This window comes from Mariniblastus fucicola (genome assembly GCF_008087665.1).
GTDB classification, from domain to species: Bacteria; Planctomycetota; Planctomycetia; order Pirellulales; family Pirellulaceae; genus Mariniblastus; species Mariniblastus fucicola.
In genome coordinates, this window is record NZ_CP042912.1 from 2,554,769 (window position 1) to 2,571,246 (window position 16,478).

General features: G+C 53.9%; 6 protein-coding genes. All 6 read right to left on the reverse strand.

All coding sequences use genetic code 11. The features are described 5' to 3' along the window. Positions 1 to 3: 3 nt before the first annotated feature. Positions 4 to 3,360, reverse strand: a complete 3,357-nt coding sequence (locus MFFC18_RS09400; protein ID WP_075082246.1) for a non-ribosomal peptide synthetase — start codon at positions 3,358 to 3,360, stop codon at positions 4 to 6. Between the two features lie 172 nt (positions 3,361 to 3,532). Continuing rightward, a complete protein-coding gene (locus tag MFFC18_RS09405) occupies positions 3,533 to 10,360 on the reverse strand; it encodes a type I polyketide synthase (RefSeq protein ID WP_075082247.1) in 6,828 nt (2,275 codons plus the stop codon). Next, entirely contained in the window at positions 10,361 to 10,927 is a 567-nt protein-coding gene (locus MFFC18_RS09410) for a 4'-phosphopantetheinyl transferase family protein (protein ID WP_157665018.1), read from the reverse strand. Positions 10,928 to 11,236: 309 nt separating this feature from the next. Then, complete coding sequence (locus MFFC18_RS09415; RefSeq protein ID WP_075082249.1) at positions 11,237 to 14,323, reverse strand: hypothetical protein; 3,087 nt, start codon at positions 14,321 to 14,323, stop codon at positions 11,237 to 11,239. 197 nt (positions 14,324 to 14,520) lie between these two features. Beyond that, positions 14,521 to 15,384 carry an LpxI family protein gene (locus tag MFFC18_RS09420; RefSeq protein WP_075082250.1) on the reverse strand — a complete coding sequence of 288 codons (864 nt, stop codon included), beginning with the start codon at positions 15,382 to 15,384 and terminating at the stop codon, positions 14,521 to 14,523. A gap of 18 nt (positions 15,385 to 15,402) precedes the next feature. Further along, positions 15,403 to 16,458, reverse strand: coding sequence for a UDP-3-O-(3-hydroxymyristoyl)glucosamine N-acyltransferase (gene lpxD / locus MFFC18_RS09425; RefSeq protein WP_075082251.1), 1,056 nt, complete (start codon positions 16,456 to 16,458; stop codon positions 15,403 to 15,405). Positions 16,459 to 16,478 lie beyond the last annotated feature (20 nt).

The window sequence follows — 16,478 nt, forward strand, 5'->3', positions numbered from 1 at the left end:
TTTTCAATTCCAGAAACCTTTGAGCAATCGAAATGCGCCCTTGCTCTCCGACTGCACCGCGTCGCTTGTCTCGGGGTCGGTCTGCTCCGGCTCCGCTTTGGCTTTTTCGGTTGAGTCATCATTGATCGACTGGTTTTCGTCATCTGCGAACGTATGCGCCGCTGCAATTTTCTCTGCCATTTGCGCTAACGTCGAAATCAGAAATTCCTGTGGCCCCAGTTTGACGCCGGTTTTGTCCTCAACTGCCGCAATGACTTTCATCACCAACAGCGAATGACCTCCGATGTCAAAGAACGTGTCATTCGTCCGAACGTCATCGATCTCCAGAGTCTGTTCCCAAACCTTGGCTACGAACTTCTCCGCAGCGGTAACCGGAAGAGGCAGCTCTTCTTCCGACGCATCCTCGCTACCGTTGCCGATTGGAGCCGGAAGTGCTTTGTGGTCGATCTTGCCGTTATTGGTTTGCGGCAAGGATTCCAGAAAGACAAAATGTTGCGGAACCATGTAGTACGGAAGTGACTGCCGAACGTGATCACGAAGCTGCCCAGCGTTCGAAGTTTCACCAGAATGCAAAACCACGTAAGCCACCAGCCGTGCGTCACCGGCCGCTGCTTCTCGCACAAGCACCACGCAATTCGCGACGGAGTGGTTTGACTTCAGGATTTGTTCGATCTCACCCAACTCGATTCGAAAGCCGCGAACTTTGACCTGTTTGTCATTACGGCGCAGGAACTCGATGTTTCCGTCGAGACGAAACTTTGCCAGGTCGCCAGTCTTGTAGAGTCGATCGCTTACGTAGTCAACGAACGGGTTGCGGTACCGATTGCGGATGAATCTCTGATCGGTCATTTCACTCTGATTCAGATATCCAAGCGTCACACCAGCGCCGCCGATGTAGATCTCGCCTTCGCTTCCGACAGGAACTTCATTTCCTTTGGAATCCAGAATGTAAATCTGCGTGTTTCCGATTGGTTTTCCGATAAGAATCGGCCTATCAGGTTCTGTGATTCGATAGGCCGCAGACCAAACCGTCGTTTCGGTTGGACCGTACATGTTCCAAAGCTCGCCGCAGCGATCCAGCAACGGCGCAACGAGGTCTTGAGGCATCGGTTCGCCGCCGCAAAGTACTTTCAGATCGCGTTTTCCATTCCAACCGGCTTCGATCATCATCCGCCAGGTTGCTGGAGTTGCCTGTAGCAGTGAAATGTCATCCGCTTCCAAACGTTCGGCGAGCTTGGCTCCGTCAGCGGCAGTCACACTGTCGACAATCACGACTTGACCACCGGAAATCGTCGGCAGATAGAGTTCGAGAACGGCGATGTCGAATGAAAGTGTTGTGACCGCCAACACGGAATCTGTTTTGTCGAAGCCTGGCGTCTGCTGCATTGCGTATAGAAAGTTGACGACCGAACCGTGAGGAACCTGCACGCCTTTCGGTTTGCCCGTCGATCCGGAAGTGTAAATTACGTAGCAAACGTCGTATGGTGTAGCGTTGTTTTCAACAGGCTCGGAGGAAATTTCGCCGTTCCTGAAATCAACTTCATCGATCGCAAGTTGTGGTTTGCCAAAATCAGCGACCCGCGAACCGAGTTCCGATTCTGTGACGACCAGCTTTAGCCCGGAATGATCGCACATGTACCTCAGGCGATCGCTCGGATAGGCCGGATCGAGCGGAACGTATCCAGCGCCGGACTTCATGATTCCGTACAAATAGACCAGCATTTCCGCGCTTCGATTGACACAGATGCCAACCAGATCGCCAGCTCCGATGCCCTGTTCACGCAGCACACGGGCAACCTGGTTCGAACGCTGCTCTACTTCGCGATAGCTCAACGAAGTATTCTCAAACGTTACGGCAATTTGATCAGGCGTTTCCTCGGCCTGCCGGTGGAACTCTTCGTGCAACGTCGACTCGGTCGGATAATCTTGCTCCGTCGCGTTCCATTCGACCAGTACTTTTTGCCGCTGCGGAATGCTCATGACGTGCAAGTCAGCAATCGTGGCTTGCGGGTCATCAGCAACTTGCTCAAGGAACGCTTCGAAGCCTTCAAAGAGACCCTTCATCGCCTGAGCCGAATACAAGTCGGTGTTGAATTGAATCTGCAACTCGATCGATTTGTCTTTCTGAATCACCCCGTTGATGAACCATTCAAAGTTCTCGAATTTCCTCGGTTCAATTGAAAGTTCGGCTTTCAATTTGTGGAAACCCAGTTCGCTCGCATCGACCACCGGATCAATGTTGAACGAAATGGCAAGCATCGGTGGCCGTGACGGGTCGCGCGGCGGAGCAAGTTTGCGCAGCAGAGTGCCGTATGAGTATCGCTGGTGATCAAGCGAATCGAGCAGAGTGCCACGACAGGATTTCATGTAGTCAACAAACGGACCGTCGACGTCCACTTTTGTTCGCAGCGGCATCGTGTTGACACAATGACCAATCAGTTCGGGCATGTCCATCGCGGCTTGTCCTGCCGTTGGAATCCCGACGCAGAAGTCATCGTTGCCGCTGATTCGGGCGACCCATGCGTTGAAGGCTGCCAGCATGATGTTGAACAAACTGCATCCGGATTTGGCGCCGACCTTACGAACGCGTTCCACCAGTTCACTCGAAAGCTGATGGTCATAGCGATGCCCGAAGTAGGTTCGCAGCGGCGGCCGCTTGTTTTCAGTCGGTAAGTCCAGGGCAGGTATTTCGTCCACGAACTGGCTGACCCAAAATGACTCGTCAGCTTTTCCGGCATCCGAAATCAGATAGGAGTCTAGTTGCTGGGAGTACTGTTCGTAGTCGTCAGCGAGCGTCGATTTCCCCTGATCGTCGCCATCTGGTTCGGCATAAAAATGACCGAGGTCTTTGCAGAACACAGACAGCGACCATCCGTCGAGGATCAGGTGGTGGGCCGCAAAAGTCAGCTTGTAGTTTGAGTCATCCAATTTCTGTAGCACGAATCGGAGCAGCGGACCGCGAACCAGATCGAAAGGCGTGCTGGCCTGCTTGAGGACGACTTCCTGTGTCAGAAGCTCGAGCTCTTCGGCGGATTTGTCGCTGAAGTCTACGAATTCAAATCCGTAGTTTACTGCTCGATGTTCAAGCACTTGCAGGCCGTCTTCGCTAAACGTACTACGCAGCGAACCGTGACGATGGACGACTTTCTCGATCGACTGCTGCAAACGCTGAACGTCAAGCTGGCCCGCAAAAGTCAGCGATGCGATTTCGTTGTACGCGCAGTTCGCCTCAACGCTTTGCGAACTCGACAGCCAGACTTCGATTTGAGCTTCGCTCGCAGCGTATCGCTTGACGACATCTTGCGGTCCGACAGCAGCGACGATCGGAGACGAGGTTGTGAATGTGTTCGTGGTGGTCATGGTTGGATTCTCAATTTTGAAAGCAACGCTTTCGATGATTTCAATGGCACTAGGTACTGTTTGGTAAATGTGAGCGGCAAGGCAACATCCGTCGGTCCGTTGCGTCTTTTAACGGCGGCTAGCCGCCTTGCCGCTCATGTTTGGCCGCGTTGACGACATTAAAATCAATTTGTCAAACAGTTCCTGGCATGGCAAAGCCAATTTGAACGAATTGCCCGGGGTTGTTTGTGTCTGCAACAAACCAGCCTGGATTTCCGTTTTCGTCTTTGCCGATCTTGGCGCCGGAAGCAGGAGGCCGATTGGCATCAAAGTCGTCGACAAACTTTAAGTGCCCTTCACCTGGCATGAATCCGTATCGTTGGCATTCCGCGATCGTTCGCCTCATTTCGTCCGCAAGTCGATCGACGTCGCTTCGTTGGTGAGCCAGCGTCAACAAACACGGGCGATGGTCCCAGATGTGCATTCCACGGCGCCGCAATCCGGCAAAGAAGACTTCGCTGTATACAAGTTCCTGGTGAAACTGAATTTTGAACAGCGAGCCAAAGTTCGCGAGGTACATCGGCGCGTCCATCTCTTCAAAGACCTGATTCAGCTTGTCTGCGAGGTAGTCGCCGAGCCCGTTCAGCGATTCGTACATGGGCTGCCCGCCGTCACGAAGGTGTTCAAGGATCGCTTTCGACGCCGCCAACGTGAGTGGATGACGAACGAAGGTGCCTGCAAAGTAGGTCATGCCTGATTCCGGTCGACTGTCATCACCGTACTGCCAGTATCCGCCGTCAAGCCCGTCCATGTATTCTGCCTTGCCGGCGACGATGCCGATCGGCATTCCGCCGCCTACAATTTTTCCATAGGAAGCAAGGTCAGCTTTGATTCCGAAGTACTCTTGTGCGCCGCCAAGTCCAATTCGCAGGCCAGAGATGACTTCGTCAAAGATCAAACACGTCGGTTCGTTCTCCGTCATCGCGCGAAGTTCCTGCAAGAATTCTTTAGGCTGCAATTCTGGAGTGCGGCTTTGGACCGGTTCCACCAAAACTGCGGCAATCTCATCCATCCTTTCGCGGATGATTTCCAGTGACTTGGGATCTCCATAATCCAAAATCAACGTGTTGCCGACATGGTCTTTGGGAATTCCGGTCGCGGCAGGAAAGCTTTTTAGCTTCTTACTACCGCGAGCGATGACCTCGTCGAGAATTCCGTGGTAATCTCCGTTGAACATGACGATCAGGTCGCGCCCGGTTGCGTTGCGAGCCAAACGGGTGCAACCAAGCACAGCTTCGGAACCGGTGTTGGAAAATGCCATCCGTTCATTGCCCGTCAACTCGCAAAACAGCTTGGCGACTTCTCCGGCAAGCGGGCTCTGCGGGCCGATGGAGTAGTCTTTGTTGACTTGATCCGTGATGGCCTTGATCGTGATCTCGTGACTGTGTCCAAGTATGTTGGAACCGAATCCGCAAGTGAAATCGATGTACTCATTGCCGTCGATGTCCCATAGTTTCACACCCTTGGATCGTTCGACGACGATCGGATGTGTCATCTCTTTCATGTTTGGTCGAAATCCGGACACGGTTCGCGGGTCAGCCATATACTTTCGGTGCAACTGCGCGTAAGCCTTGCTGTTGGGCATCTTCGCATTGTTCTGGCGGATGATTTCATCGAGTGCCGATTGTTGCGACTCGTTGAGAGCGCCGTCGTTGAGCTTTATCGTTGAAAACCGTTTTGCTTTCGCGGTATCACACTGCTCCGGGCGTTCGCTCTGAGTTGGTAAAGGAGTCGCAGGCATCGCAGGCTTTGATTCTGCTGCGGAATGTACCGAAGTTGCGACAATGGGCGTCGAAACGGCTTTAGGGCTTGGCGCTGTTTGGCTGGACGTTGATGTGAAGCCGGAGAGCATTTGAAGCTGAGCCGCCATGATCTGAAGCTGTTGCTGCACGATGGCTTCCGCAGCAGAACCGACGACTGGAGCCACGTTTTTCGCGGCTGTCGATGTTGCGATTGGCGTTTCGTTTTCCTGTTGAGTCACAGCGATGCTCGGCTCGGGCTGATCCGAAAGCTGATCCGACGCTGAAGAGATCGCGGTAACTTCGACAGGCGTTTCAAGGTTGGCCGGTTTGTTGACTTCGACCGCGGCAAACTGATCGGCCGGCAAGTTCTCGTCCAGAAATAAGGCGAGCGAATCAACGGTTGGTGTTTCTTCTAGCAACTGCCGAAACGTCACCTCAAAGTTCATTTCTTTCTTCAAAGCCGTCGCGGTTTGCGTCAGGACGAGCGAATCGAGTCCCATCTCAAAGAACGTGGTATCTCCGTCGAACTCGGAAAGGTCAAACCCGGAAGTGTTCTCAAACACTTCGTTGATAGCAGTAACAATGTTTGGAATTCGGGTCATGGTTGAATTTTCCAATGGTGGGGCGTCTTGTTTCTTGGGGGCAGGTTGCGGTTGAGTTTGAATTTGGGTATTCGATGATTCGGGAACAGTTCCGGGTTTGATGAAGTAACGTTCGCGTTGAAACGCATAGGTTGGCAGACTCATGTGAGGCAACTTGCGTCGTGGTTGGCCGTCGCTTGAAAGCCTGCTCCAATCGATCTTCACTCCGGCCAGCCATAGATTGGCGACGGCTGAAAGTGTGCTGTGCCATTCCGCATTGTCGTCAGCGTTGTTGCCAAGCGTCGGAATCGAGATTTGTTTCTTCGGATCGGTCGCGTGTTGTTTTGCCAGCGTTGCCAAAGTCCGGCGAGGTCCCAGTTCAATGAGAATGCGACTTGGATCACCGTCTTTTTCATCCCAAAGTTTCGTAACGGCGTCCGAGAACCGAACAGGCTTTCGTAAATGGTCGGCCCAATAGTTCGGATCCGTCGCCTCTTCGTTCGTCATCCATCCTCCGGTCACGGTTGACAGGATCGGAGTCGTCGGTGGCGATAGCTCAAACTGCTCTACAAATTTGGCGAACGGCTCGACGATCTCTTCCATCATCGGCGAGTGGAATGCATGCGAGGTGTGAAGGTGACGGCAGACGACTTCGTCCGCTTCGAGTTTCGATTGAAGCTCCGCAACCTGATCGTCCGGTCCCGCCACAACACAAAGACTTGGCCCGTTGAACGATCCGATCGCCATCTGTCCCCACAGCAACGGCTCAACGACATTGCCAGGCAACCGAACACTCATCATGCTGCCGCCGGGCAATGCCTGCATCAATTGGCCGCGTTTTGCGATCATGCGAAGGCCGTCTTCCAGTTTAAAAACTTCGGCAGCGCAAGCCGCAGCAAACTCACCGATCGAATGTCCGATAAGTGCTTTAGGCTCGACGCCCCATGACTTCCATACTTTCGCCAGTGAGTATTCGAGTGCGAATAGCGCTGGCTGGGTGAACTGCGTGTTGCGAAGAATTTCTTGAGACGCTTCCTCATCGCCCGATTTCGGAAACAGGACTGCAAGCAGATCGCGATCCAACAACGGATTCAGAATTGCCGCGCACTGATCCAGGCTTTCACGAAAGACCGTGGAATGCTGGTATAAGTTCTGGCCCATGCGAACGTACTGCGAGCCTTGCCCAGGGAACATGAAAACGATGTCTCGTCCCGAAGCAGTGCTCTTTCGTTTCATGAACTGCGGAGGCTTTTTCTCCGTCAGTTGAGTGGCTGCCTGCGAAGCGGAATCGACCACAACGGCTGCACGCCACGCGAACTCTTCACGCCGCGTTTGCAATGTCGAAGCGGCGTGAGCGATCGAGCACTGGTCATTGGAAGCAAAGTACTTGGCCAGCGCGTCGACATTCTCGACAAGAGCCGATTCGGACTTTGCTGACACCGGAAAGATTACGAACGGCAACTCATTGTCAGGCGTTGTCGCCGGCGAATTGATTCCCGTAGTTGGAGCTTCTTCGAGCAAGACATGGGCGTTGGTTCCGCCGACGCCAAACGCGCTAACTCCGGCGCGGCGAGGTTGCTCAACGCGTTTCCACGGAGTCAGTTTGTCACAGACGAAGAACGGACTGTTCTCAAAATCAATCTGTGGGTTGGGTCGTTGGAAATGAAGAGTCGCCGGAATCTGCTCATCATGCAGCGCCATCGCAGACTTGATCAGTCCCGCTATACCTGCCGCCGAAACCGTGTGTCCAAAGTTTGACTTCACGCTGCCAATGGCACAAAACTGTTTCTCATCGGTTTGCGATTCGAACACCGTACGAAGAGCCGAAACTTCGATCGGATCGCCAATCGGTGTCGCCGTACCGTGTGCTTCGATGTAGCCAATGGAATCCGGATTGACTCCGGCCATCGACTGAGCCATCGCGATCGCGTTCGCCTGACCGTGAATACTTGGCGCACTAAAACTGGCCTTCTCGCCGCCATCATTGTTGATGCCAAAGCCTTTGATGACCGCGTAGATTCGATCTTCGCTGGCAACCGCATCTTCCAATCGCTTTACCACGACGACTCCAGCGCCGTCGCTGAAAAGAGTGCCTGCTCCGTCAGCATCGAATGGACGACAGTGGCCGTCGGGAGAGAAAATGCTACCTGTTTGATGGAGGTGACCGCTGTTTTGCGGAAACGTCACGGATGCGGCGCCAGCCAGAGCGACATCGCAGTGGCCAAACTCGAGCGATTTGCAAGCTTCGATCAACGCGACCAGCGAAGTCGAGCATGCTGTGTTGACGTTGATTGCCGGTCCAGTGAAGTTGAGAGCGTGTGCGACGCGAGTCGCGATGTAGTCTTTCTCGTTGAGCACTCCGGCCTGAAATTCGCCGGTTTGCCGCACGAGGTCCGGGTTGGTCAGCACGTTCTTGATGAAGTAGCTGGTCGAATAAGTTCCCGCCCAGATTCCGATCTGATCGTCAGTTCGGTTTGGGATCACGCCGGCGTCTTCGAGAGCGGTCCAGGCAAGTTCCAGCATGATTCGCTGCTGCGGACAGGTCATTTCCGCGGTCCGCGGCGGAGTACGGAAAAACTTCGCGTCGAAGTGATCGGCGTCTTCGATAATGCCGCGCGCCGCGACGTAGTTTGCATCCTGAGTCTCGCTCGGGTCGAGCGTATCGTCCAATTCCTCCGGCGTGAAGAATCGAATCGATTCGACTCCGTTCACCAGGTTCGACCAAAATTCATTCAGGTCGCGGGCCCCCGGCATGCGGGCGGCCATGCCGACGATCGCATATTGATTACTGCTTGTGTCTCGCCGCGAAGCATTCTGACTTAAACCGTTTTTGAATCGCTGTTTTTTCTCTCTCAAGCCAACAAAGGACTCGATAGTCGGGTTGTCGAAGAATTCGGCGCCGGTGATGTCGATGCCGAGTTCTTTCTTCACAGTCGCGACCAATTTCACAGCGCGGATTGAGTTTCCGCCCAGTTCGAAAAAGTTGTCTCGCAACCCGATGCGATCGATTTGCAGGACTTCGCTCCACAGTTTCGACAGCTTCCTTTCTTCATCCGTTTTCGGTGCAGCATATTCCACACCAAGGTCTGGTCGAGCAGTGGAGGGCGGATCAAACGCCTTGCGATCAAGCTTTCCACTGGGCGTGTATTGGAATTGGTCCACGATCGCAATGATGTTGGGAACCATGTAATCCGGTAGCAGCATTGAAAGGATACGACGGATCTCCGCAACGTTTGGAGTTTCATCTTCCGCCGCCAACAGATAGCCAACCAATCTGGGGTCGCCCGGTCGGTCTTCACGCAGCACTGTGGCCGCCTGACGCACACCGGGCTGCATTGCCATTGCTGCGTCGATCTCTCCAAGTTCAATTCGATGACCGTTGAATTTGATTTGGTCGTCGATTCGACCAAGGTGGTCGATCTGACCGTCGATAGTCATCTTTGCGAGGTCGCCGGTGCGGTAAACCTGAACGCCATTCCACTGCACGAATTTCTCTGCGTTAAGTTCTGGCCGATTGAGGTAGCCTAGCGTCATGCCCGCGCCGGCAATCAGAAGCTCTCCTTCTGTTTCTGGCGGGCAGAGATCGTCGTTTTCGTCAACCACATAGACTTGCGTGTTGGCAATCGGCGCTCCAATCAGGATGCGACCTGTATCAGAAGTGATGCGGGTGCCTGACGAGTAAACCGTTGTTTCGGTCGGGCCGTACAGGTTCCAAACTTCTCCGCAACGGTTCAACATCGGCTGAATCAGGTCGCGGGGAAGCGGTTCTCCAGCGGTGATGAATTTCATCGTTGGCTTGCCCGGGAAATCGGCTTCAACGATCATCCGCCACATCGCAGGAGTGGCTTGCATGAATGTGACGTCAAAGTTTTCGATCGCCGCGACCAGCGCAGTCGTGTCTTTGGCAGACTGTCGGTCGATGACGGCAACGGATCCGCCTGTGATCAACGGCAGAAACATTTCCGCGACGCTGATGTCGAAAGAGAGCGTTGTCGTTGCCAGAATGCGATCACCCTGCGTGAATCCCGGCGACTCGATCATGCTAAAAAGCATGTTGACGACGCTACGGTGCGGGACGGCAACGCCCTTTGGTTTTCCGGTCGAACCGGAGGTGTAAATCACGTAAGCAACATCCGACTGTGGGTCAGTTGGCTTGGATGTTGCTTCCGTGGATTGAGTTGTAGACGCAATCTGCTCCCAGTCGCGGTCGACGATCGTTGCAGGAACGTCGAACGATTCCGTCAGGTTGAGCTGGCCGCTGTGAGCGACGACATGTTTGATTTTTGAGTCCTCGACCATGTAGGCCAGTCGCTCAAACGGATAATCGGGATCGAGCGGAACATATCCGGCGCCGGCTTTCAAAATGCCCAGCAGCAGAACTGGCGTTTCCGCATTTCGGTCACAGCAGACTCCGACGAGGTCGCCGCGTTTGATGCCTTTGTTTTCGTTCAGCCACGCCGCGAGCTGACTGCTTCGTTCGTCGAGTTCTGCGTAGGTCAGTTGCCGTTTCGCGTCGAGCGTAGCAATTGAGTCGGGAAACCTTTTGCAAGTTTGCTCAATCAACTCATTCAACGAAACGTCGGGAAACTCTCGCGCTGTGAGGTCGTTGATCTGTTTATAGAAAGCTTCGGTGTTCATCTACACAGCCTCCAACCATGTGGCCGTGAGAACATCGTTCTGCGTTACCAAATAGAATACCTCCAGCCCGTTCGGCATAAGGTCGGGACGCGGATGAGTCGGGTGCGTCGCGATACGAATGCTGTTTGGCCCGATGGCATCAACAACGGCGTGTTCGAAACCAAAAAACTGTTTGACCTGCGGGTAGCAGCATTTGAAAAACGCTTCTTTGGCGGAGAAAACGAGCGTAAACATTTGCTCGGCGCTCAAGTCAAACCGTTTGCAAATCTTCCACTCGTCGTCGGCCGCGATTTCGAAGAGGACTCTGTCACGCGTTTCTGCCGTTACGATCGACTCGGTGTCAACTCCTACCGAGAGAGCTTCCGATTGCTCGACAACGGCGGCCCAAGTCCAGTTGGTGCTGTGCGAAATTGAGCCAGCGAATCCTTGAGGCCAAGCAGGCGAGCGGTCCGAGTTGGTCCAAACCTGTTCGGCGTTGCCCAGTTTCTTCAACAAGCTTTCGGCGCAACGCCGCCCGAGTGCGAACTCACGCTGGCGTTTAACTCTGGCCGTTTCGGAACTAGTCAATCTCGCATCTGGGACGGGAGGCTGACTGCGCACGAGGCGCGAAAGAAAAGGAGCATCAAGCGACGAAATCCATCGCCGAGCCTCGGCTTTTTCGTGATCAAGTTGTAGAGTTTCTTCAGTGAACGTTCGCATCGCGAGACAACCAATTTAGGGACCTGGCTCCTAAATTTGGGACGTTTTTAGCGTCTGTGGGCCTGCAATTTCGCGATTTCAGGCGATCTTGGAAATTGTTGAATCGACTCAACATCGATCTTCGCAAATGATGCGAAAAAGCAACGCTGATGTCGGACACTCTCGAAGAAAAGCGGGTTAAACGAACGTGAGCGTTTCGGAATAGCGTTGGCGAAACGGAAGCAAATCGAAGACGTTGATCGCTCCGTTGCCCTGGAAATCGAGCGACAAATCGTAGTTCGCATCGCCAGTCCCGGAATTGTACGCTTGGCGGAACTTCAGCAGATCAAAAACGTTGACGATCCGGTTCCCGTCGGTATCTCCATAAAAGGCGAAGAAGCTTTCATCCGCTGAATCGCCATAAATGACATCCTCCGTCATCGAAGCCCCAGAGACTGAATCGACGACTGAAGCCGCGTTGATGGTCAATTCGTAGTTGCCGTCGATCAGCGAGCCCGTTGCGTTTCGGGTCAGACTGTCGAACGAAAGCGTGACGAGAGTGTCGCCGTCAACGATCTGCGAACTGTGCGATGTATCGACACTTGTTCCGGTCGCACCGGACAGATCGCTACGCTGGACGACTGAGAATGCGTCAGGGCCAAAGTCCACCAATCCAGAGAAGTTGAGCGTCAGATGATTTACGTCGGAACGTTGGTTGTCTCCCGTGTTGATCATCAAGTCCGTCAGTTCCGGAACCGCATCGATTGCTTCAACCTCCAGAATCATGGAACTGACTCGTCCACCGCTGTCGGGAAAGGTGACGGAAACCGAGTTGTTTGCGTCGAGCAATCCGATTGGCACAGGTATCTCGATCACGCCAAAGAAGTCGTCTCGATTCGCCTGGTCGTATCCCTTCCAGTCGTCCGGAACGTCGACGTTCGTACCGTTGACCGTTAACATTGGCATTTTGGATAGATTGTGCGTTCGGCCAATCCCCATGCGTAGCGTCGCGTGTCCTTCGCTCGCGGTCTGAACGTTGTCGAAACTAAACATGATCGTCTGGTCGGCCGTGATCGTTTCCAAATGCTGGCCTGTGTAGTATTTGTTGGAGCGAATCGTTTCGCTGAATTCCAGCGGAGCGTCGAAATTGTAAACGAGGACCGCTGTGCCTCCCGAGTTTATTGTGACGCTGTTCGGTGCAATGGATTGTGTCGTCTCGGTGTAGGTTGGATCCAGAGAAGAATCAACCGGGACTTCCATTTGGCGGATCTCGACGTTCTGCAGTCCGCTGAGTTCAGATACGAACTGCAAGTCGATGTCTGCGGCTCCATCTGACAAATTGTTGACCGCGACATAGGCAGTGTTGCCATCGACGAACAACTGCGCCTGAACGTCAGGATCCGAAGTTGAAATTAGTCCGCGCTCGCCCTGCACATCTTGCCACAAGTCGAAAAAATGCACTCGAAACGTGTACACGTAGTCGCCGGTGCACGTCGCAACATCGGGATTGTCCAGACGCCAGAGCACTGAACCGTAGGGCTCGCAACCGTTGGCTGGATCGTGGAACCAGGTGGCTTTGTCGCCGATGAACGGAATGCTGATCATCATGTCATTTTCCCGTTCGAGCAGATTGAACATCAAATGGTTGATCGAGCGAAGACTTTGGGCTGATTTGATGTCCGAGTAAGCTTCGCCGAATCCAGACTCGATTCCGCCGTACTCCGTAATCGCATGTGGCTTGATGGTTCCCCACTTGGCATAGCTGTAGGTTTCGATCAAGTCGAGGATGGCTTCCGAATTGCTGCCCGATCGACGATTGTTCTGACCGGTCACGTTCACACCGTCGTAGAGGTGAGTCGAAAAAGCATCCATGTGCTCGCCGGCGACGTCCATGAACATCTTCATCCGCGAATCCCAGTGTCCGAAATCCCAAAGCTCGACTGACGGCCATGCGCTCGCGTATCCGACAACGTTCATGTTGGCCAGAGCGGGCGTCGCGTTCACGGCTTGGCCGATCGCTGCATAAAACTCAGCCATCTTCAAACGCATGGCATCATTGTCGGGCGCGTCCGCGAACTCGGCATCGTCGGCGTGCACAAACGGTTCGTTCATCGGCTCGAAAAAGGTCGGCACTTCATCGACAACGGTCGTGTAATACGTGGTCACCCAATCCGCAGCGGCTTGCAAGTCCGTATCCCAACGAATCGCATCGCGCGGATGGGAAGTTTGGACCATCGGGAAAGTCGGTCGAAGCGTTTGATCTTCGGAGGGTGTCACGTTCGGGTAAACCCCGGCCTCGCCTGTTTGACTTTTCGCGTACCCGATCGCTCCCCAGAACTGACGACCGGTGTACACATCGTACTCGGTCATGAAATCCTGAATCTGCTGGTCTGATCCGCCTCCGCTGGAGTGAAACGTAAAATACTTCTCCCGATCAAGCTCGGACACATCGCCGATGAAGCGCTGTGTATCCAGGTCGATCATGACGTCAATTTCTTCGGGAGGTCCTTCGGCTGTTTTGAAGATGGAATAGTCCCACGTGAAGCCATCATTGCCGATCGAAGATCCAGTGTTCGGGCCGTCCGGTCCAACTCCAATGTAAATCGTGTCTCCGGCGGCGAGCGTGCCCAAATCGAAATCAAAGCTGGCGGAGCCCGTTGGAGCAATCTGCAGCGTGCCGATCACGGATTCATCATTGACGTGAACGGCCAGTTCAACGCCGTCACCAAATTCACCTTCGCGCGTAATCAGGCTGTCACCGATTGCGTAGTCGCCGGAAGTCGAAACGGTGAATGCCGCGATCGCGAAACGCTCAACTCCGTTGGATTCGGTATCATCGAGGCCCGGTCCTGAATGGCCGAAGGTCGCGCCGAGGTACGGAAAGTTTGCAGTGCTGGGGCGGTAACGCCACGAGTCGTAACTCATCGCCGAATAGTTTGCGGTGGCTCCGAATTCGCCGCTTTCGTTCCAAAGGTATTGCCAATTGGCTGTTGGGTTTGGATTCTGAAAGTCATCCACGTAGTCGGCAACCAGAACGGGAGTGTTTCGCGCGTCGCCGTCGCTGTTTCCGTCGCCGTCCTTTTGTGCCGATGACGAGACGTCATTCCTGGCAGTAGACGCGGATACAAAGGAGGGTGCTTCGTGGGCGTAGCAAACGTTGAAGGCGTTGCCAAGATCGCCGCTGAGTAGTTTGCGAGCTTCGAGAGCCTCAAAAAACAATCGGCTCGATGGAGTCGACGAACCGCTGCGGAATTTGCGCATGCGGAAGCGAGAAAGTGCGTTCATGGGTGGTCCTGGAACGAGGTGGCGAGACGCTCATTTTACCATGATCGCGTAAATGCCGAGATCGCTTTCAGCTCGAATTCGCGGCTGACAATACAGGAAACCAAGCTCCATCGATTGGCGTAGGACGCGTCGTTGAATTGCACATCACGACTTGCGATTGCAATCGACGTCAATCGAGTTGCTGTGCTGGGCGGGGATCAGTCTTTCCTCGCAATGATACTGATGCCGCGTTTGTTGGCGAGAGCAATGGTTTCTTCCTGGTCCAACATGATCGTGCGGCCCGCTTCGATCGCGAGCACTTTGCCGCCCGCTTTGTAGATTGTCTCAATCGTGCCCGTTCCAACGGTTGGAACATCAAATCGCATGTCCTGCTGTGGCTTGGCCGTTTTAACCACCGTGAAGCCGCCCGCTTTGCAAAGCTGACCAGCTCGCGCGATACATTCGTCGGTGCCTTCGATGGCTTCGATCGCGAGCGCGGCCTGGTGTTTGATGACTACCGACTGGCCGATGTCCATGCGTCCCATTTCACGAGCGAGCGTCCAGCCAAAATCGATGTCTTTGAGTTGCGATTCGGTCGGTTTGCGTTTGGTCAAAACACCTTCACCGATCAAAAGGTCCGGTGCAAAGTCGGTTGCGGGAGCAAACATGATTCCTCCGGAAGCATAAAGTTCAGTCACGGTCGTCAACAATGTATCGTCTTTTCGGTCTCGAGTCCGGGTCAGGAACACCGGAAAAAAATGGCGCCAAAAAGTCAGATCTGGAAAGTGACGCAGGAGAAAGAACGGCTCGAAAATGACGGTTTTGAAAATCTTCCCGGCCATGGTCGCCTGTTCGATGCCTGCCTTTCGCAAGTAACGGACTTGGGAGCCCATGCGTCCCATCCCGAACTCCCGATAACTCTGGCAGATGTCTTTCAGAATTGGATCGGCGTGACCTTTGACCGCAACGCAGGTGACTTCGTAGCCCTGCGCAACCAGAGACTCTGCGACGCGGACGGGAAAGTTTCCCCAGCCTGCGATCAGCCCAATTTTCATCTCGTTGGTTGTCGTTGCGTTTGGCATCGGCGTTGAAACTCTTGACTACGCAGCGTCGCGAATGGATTCCGGTCGAGCATTGCTTTCGAGCGATTCAATCTCTTTTTGCAAACGCTTCATCTCTTTTCGCATCTCCGGCAGCTTACCGGTGATCGCCATGATTTGCATTGCCTGACGCGCCGGACGGGCCGGGATTCCCTGAATACGTTGATTGGGTTCAACATTGTGCATCAAACCGGATTTGGCTCCGATTGAAACGTTGCTACCGATGTCGAGATGATCGCCGAGTCCTACCTGGCCTCCCATCACGACAAAATCTCCGGTCGTGCAACTGCCTGCGATGCCGACTTGCGAGCAAAACAGATTGTGTTTTCCGATTTCGCAGTTGTGGCCAACCATCACCTGGTCGTCCATCTTTGTTCCGTCGCCGATGGTCGTTGAATCAAAAGTCCCGCGGTCGATCGTTGTATTAGCGCCCAGTTCAACGTCGTTCCCAACAACTACATTGCCAAGTTGAGCGGAAATTCTATGGCCGTTGGCTGACGAATGATATCCGAAACCCCAGGTACCCAGCACAACGCCTGCATGCAGGACAACGCGGTCGCCAAGAATAGTTTGTTCGTACAGAGTGCAATTGGGAAACAGCGTGCAATTGGCTCCGATCACACAGCCTTCCATCACGGTTACATTTGGAAAGACAGTCGTGCCCGATCCGATCGTGACACCTTCCATAATGACAGCGCCGGCGTGAATGCATGCTCCATCGGCAATGTCGGCTGAATCACTTACGATCGCCCGAGGGCTGATGCCGACTGGAGAACGTTTCACTGGAGGCCTGAACTGTGACACGATTTGCGTGAATGCGTCGAGAGCATTGTCGACGATGATGGCATCGCGAGTACTGTCGAGCAGCACGCCTCGCGACACGACAACGGCTGAAGCTTCGGATCGCAGGAACTCATCGTAGTGCTTTTGCGATTGAGCAAACGTGATATCGCCAGAACGAGATCGCGCGATCGTTGCAGCGCCCGAAATTTCAGCTTGCTCTGATCCGGCAACCGTTCCGTTGATCGATTCTGCCAGTTCTTGCAATTGCCTCATGCCCAGATTTCCTTTTCCGA

Excerpts from the sequence above, each read along its gene's own strand:
- MFFC18_RS09400 (WP_075082246.1), bottom strand. The coding sequence starts at position 3,360 with ATGACCACCACGAACACATTCACAACCTCGTCTCCGATCGTCGCTGCT.
- MFFC18_RS09405 (WP_075082247.1), bottom strand. The coding sequence starts at position 10,360 with ATGAACACCGAAGCTTTCTATAAACAGATCAACGACCTCACAGCGCGA.
- MFFC18_RS09415 (WP_075082249.1), bottom strand. The coding sequence starts at position 14,323 with ATGAACGCACTTTCTCGCTTCCGCATGCGCAAATTCCGCAGCGGTTCG.
- MFFC18_RS09420 (WP_075082250.1), bottom strand. The coding sequence starts at position 15,384 with ATGCCAAACGCAACGACAACCAACGAGATGAAAATTGGGCTGATCGCA.
- lpxD (WP_075082251.1), bottom strand. The coding sequence starts at position 16,458 with ATGAGGCAATTGCAAGAACTGGCAGAATCGATCAACGGAACGGTTGCC.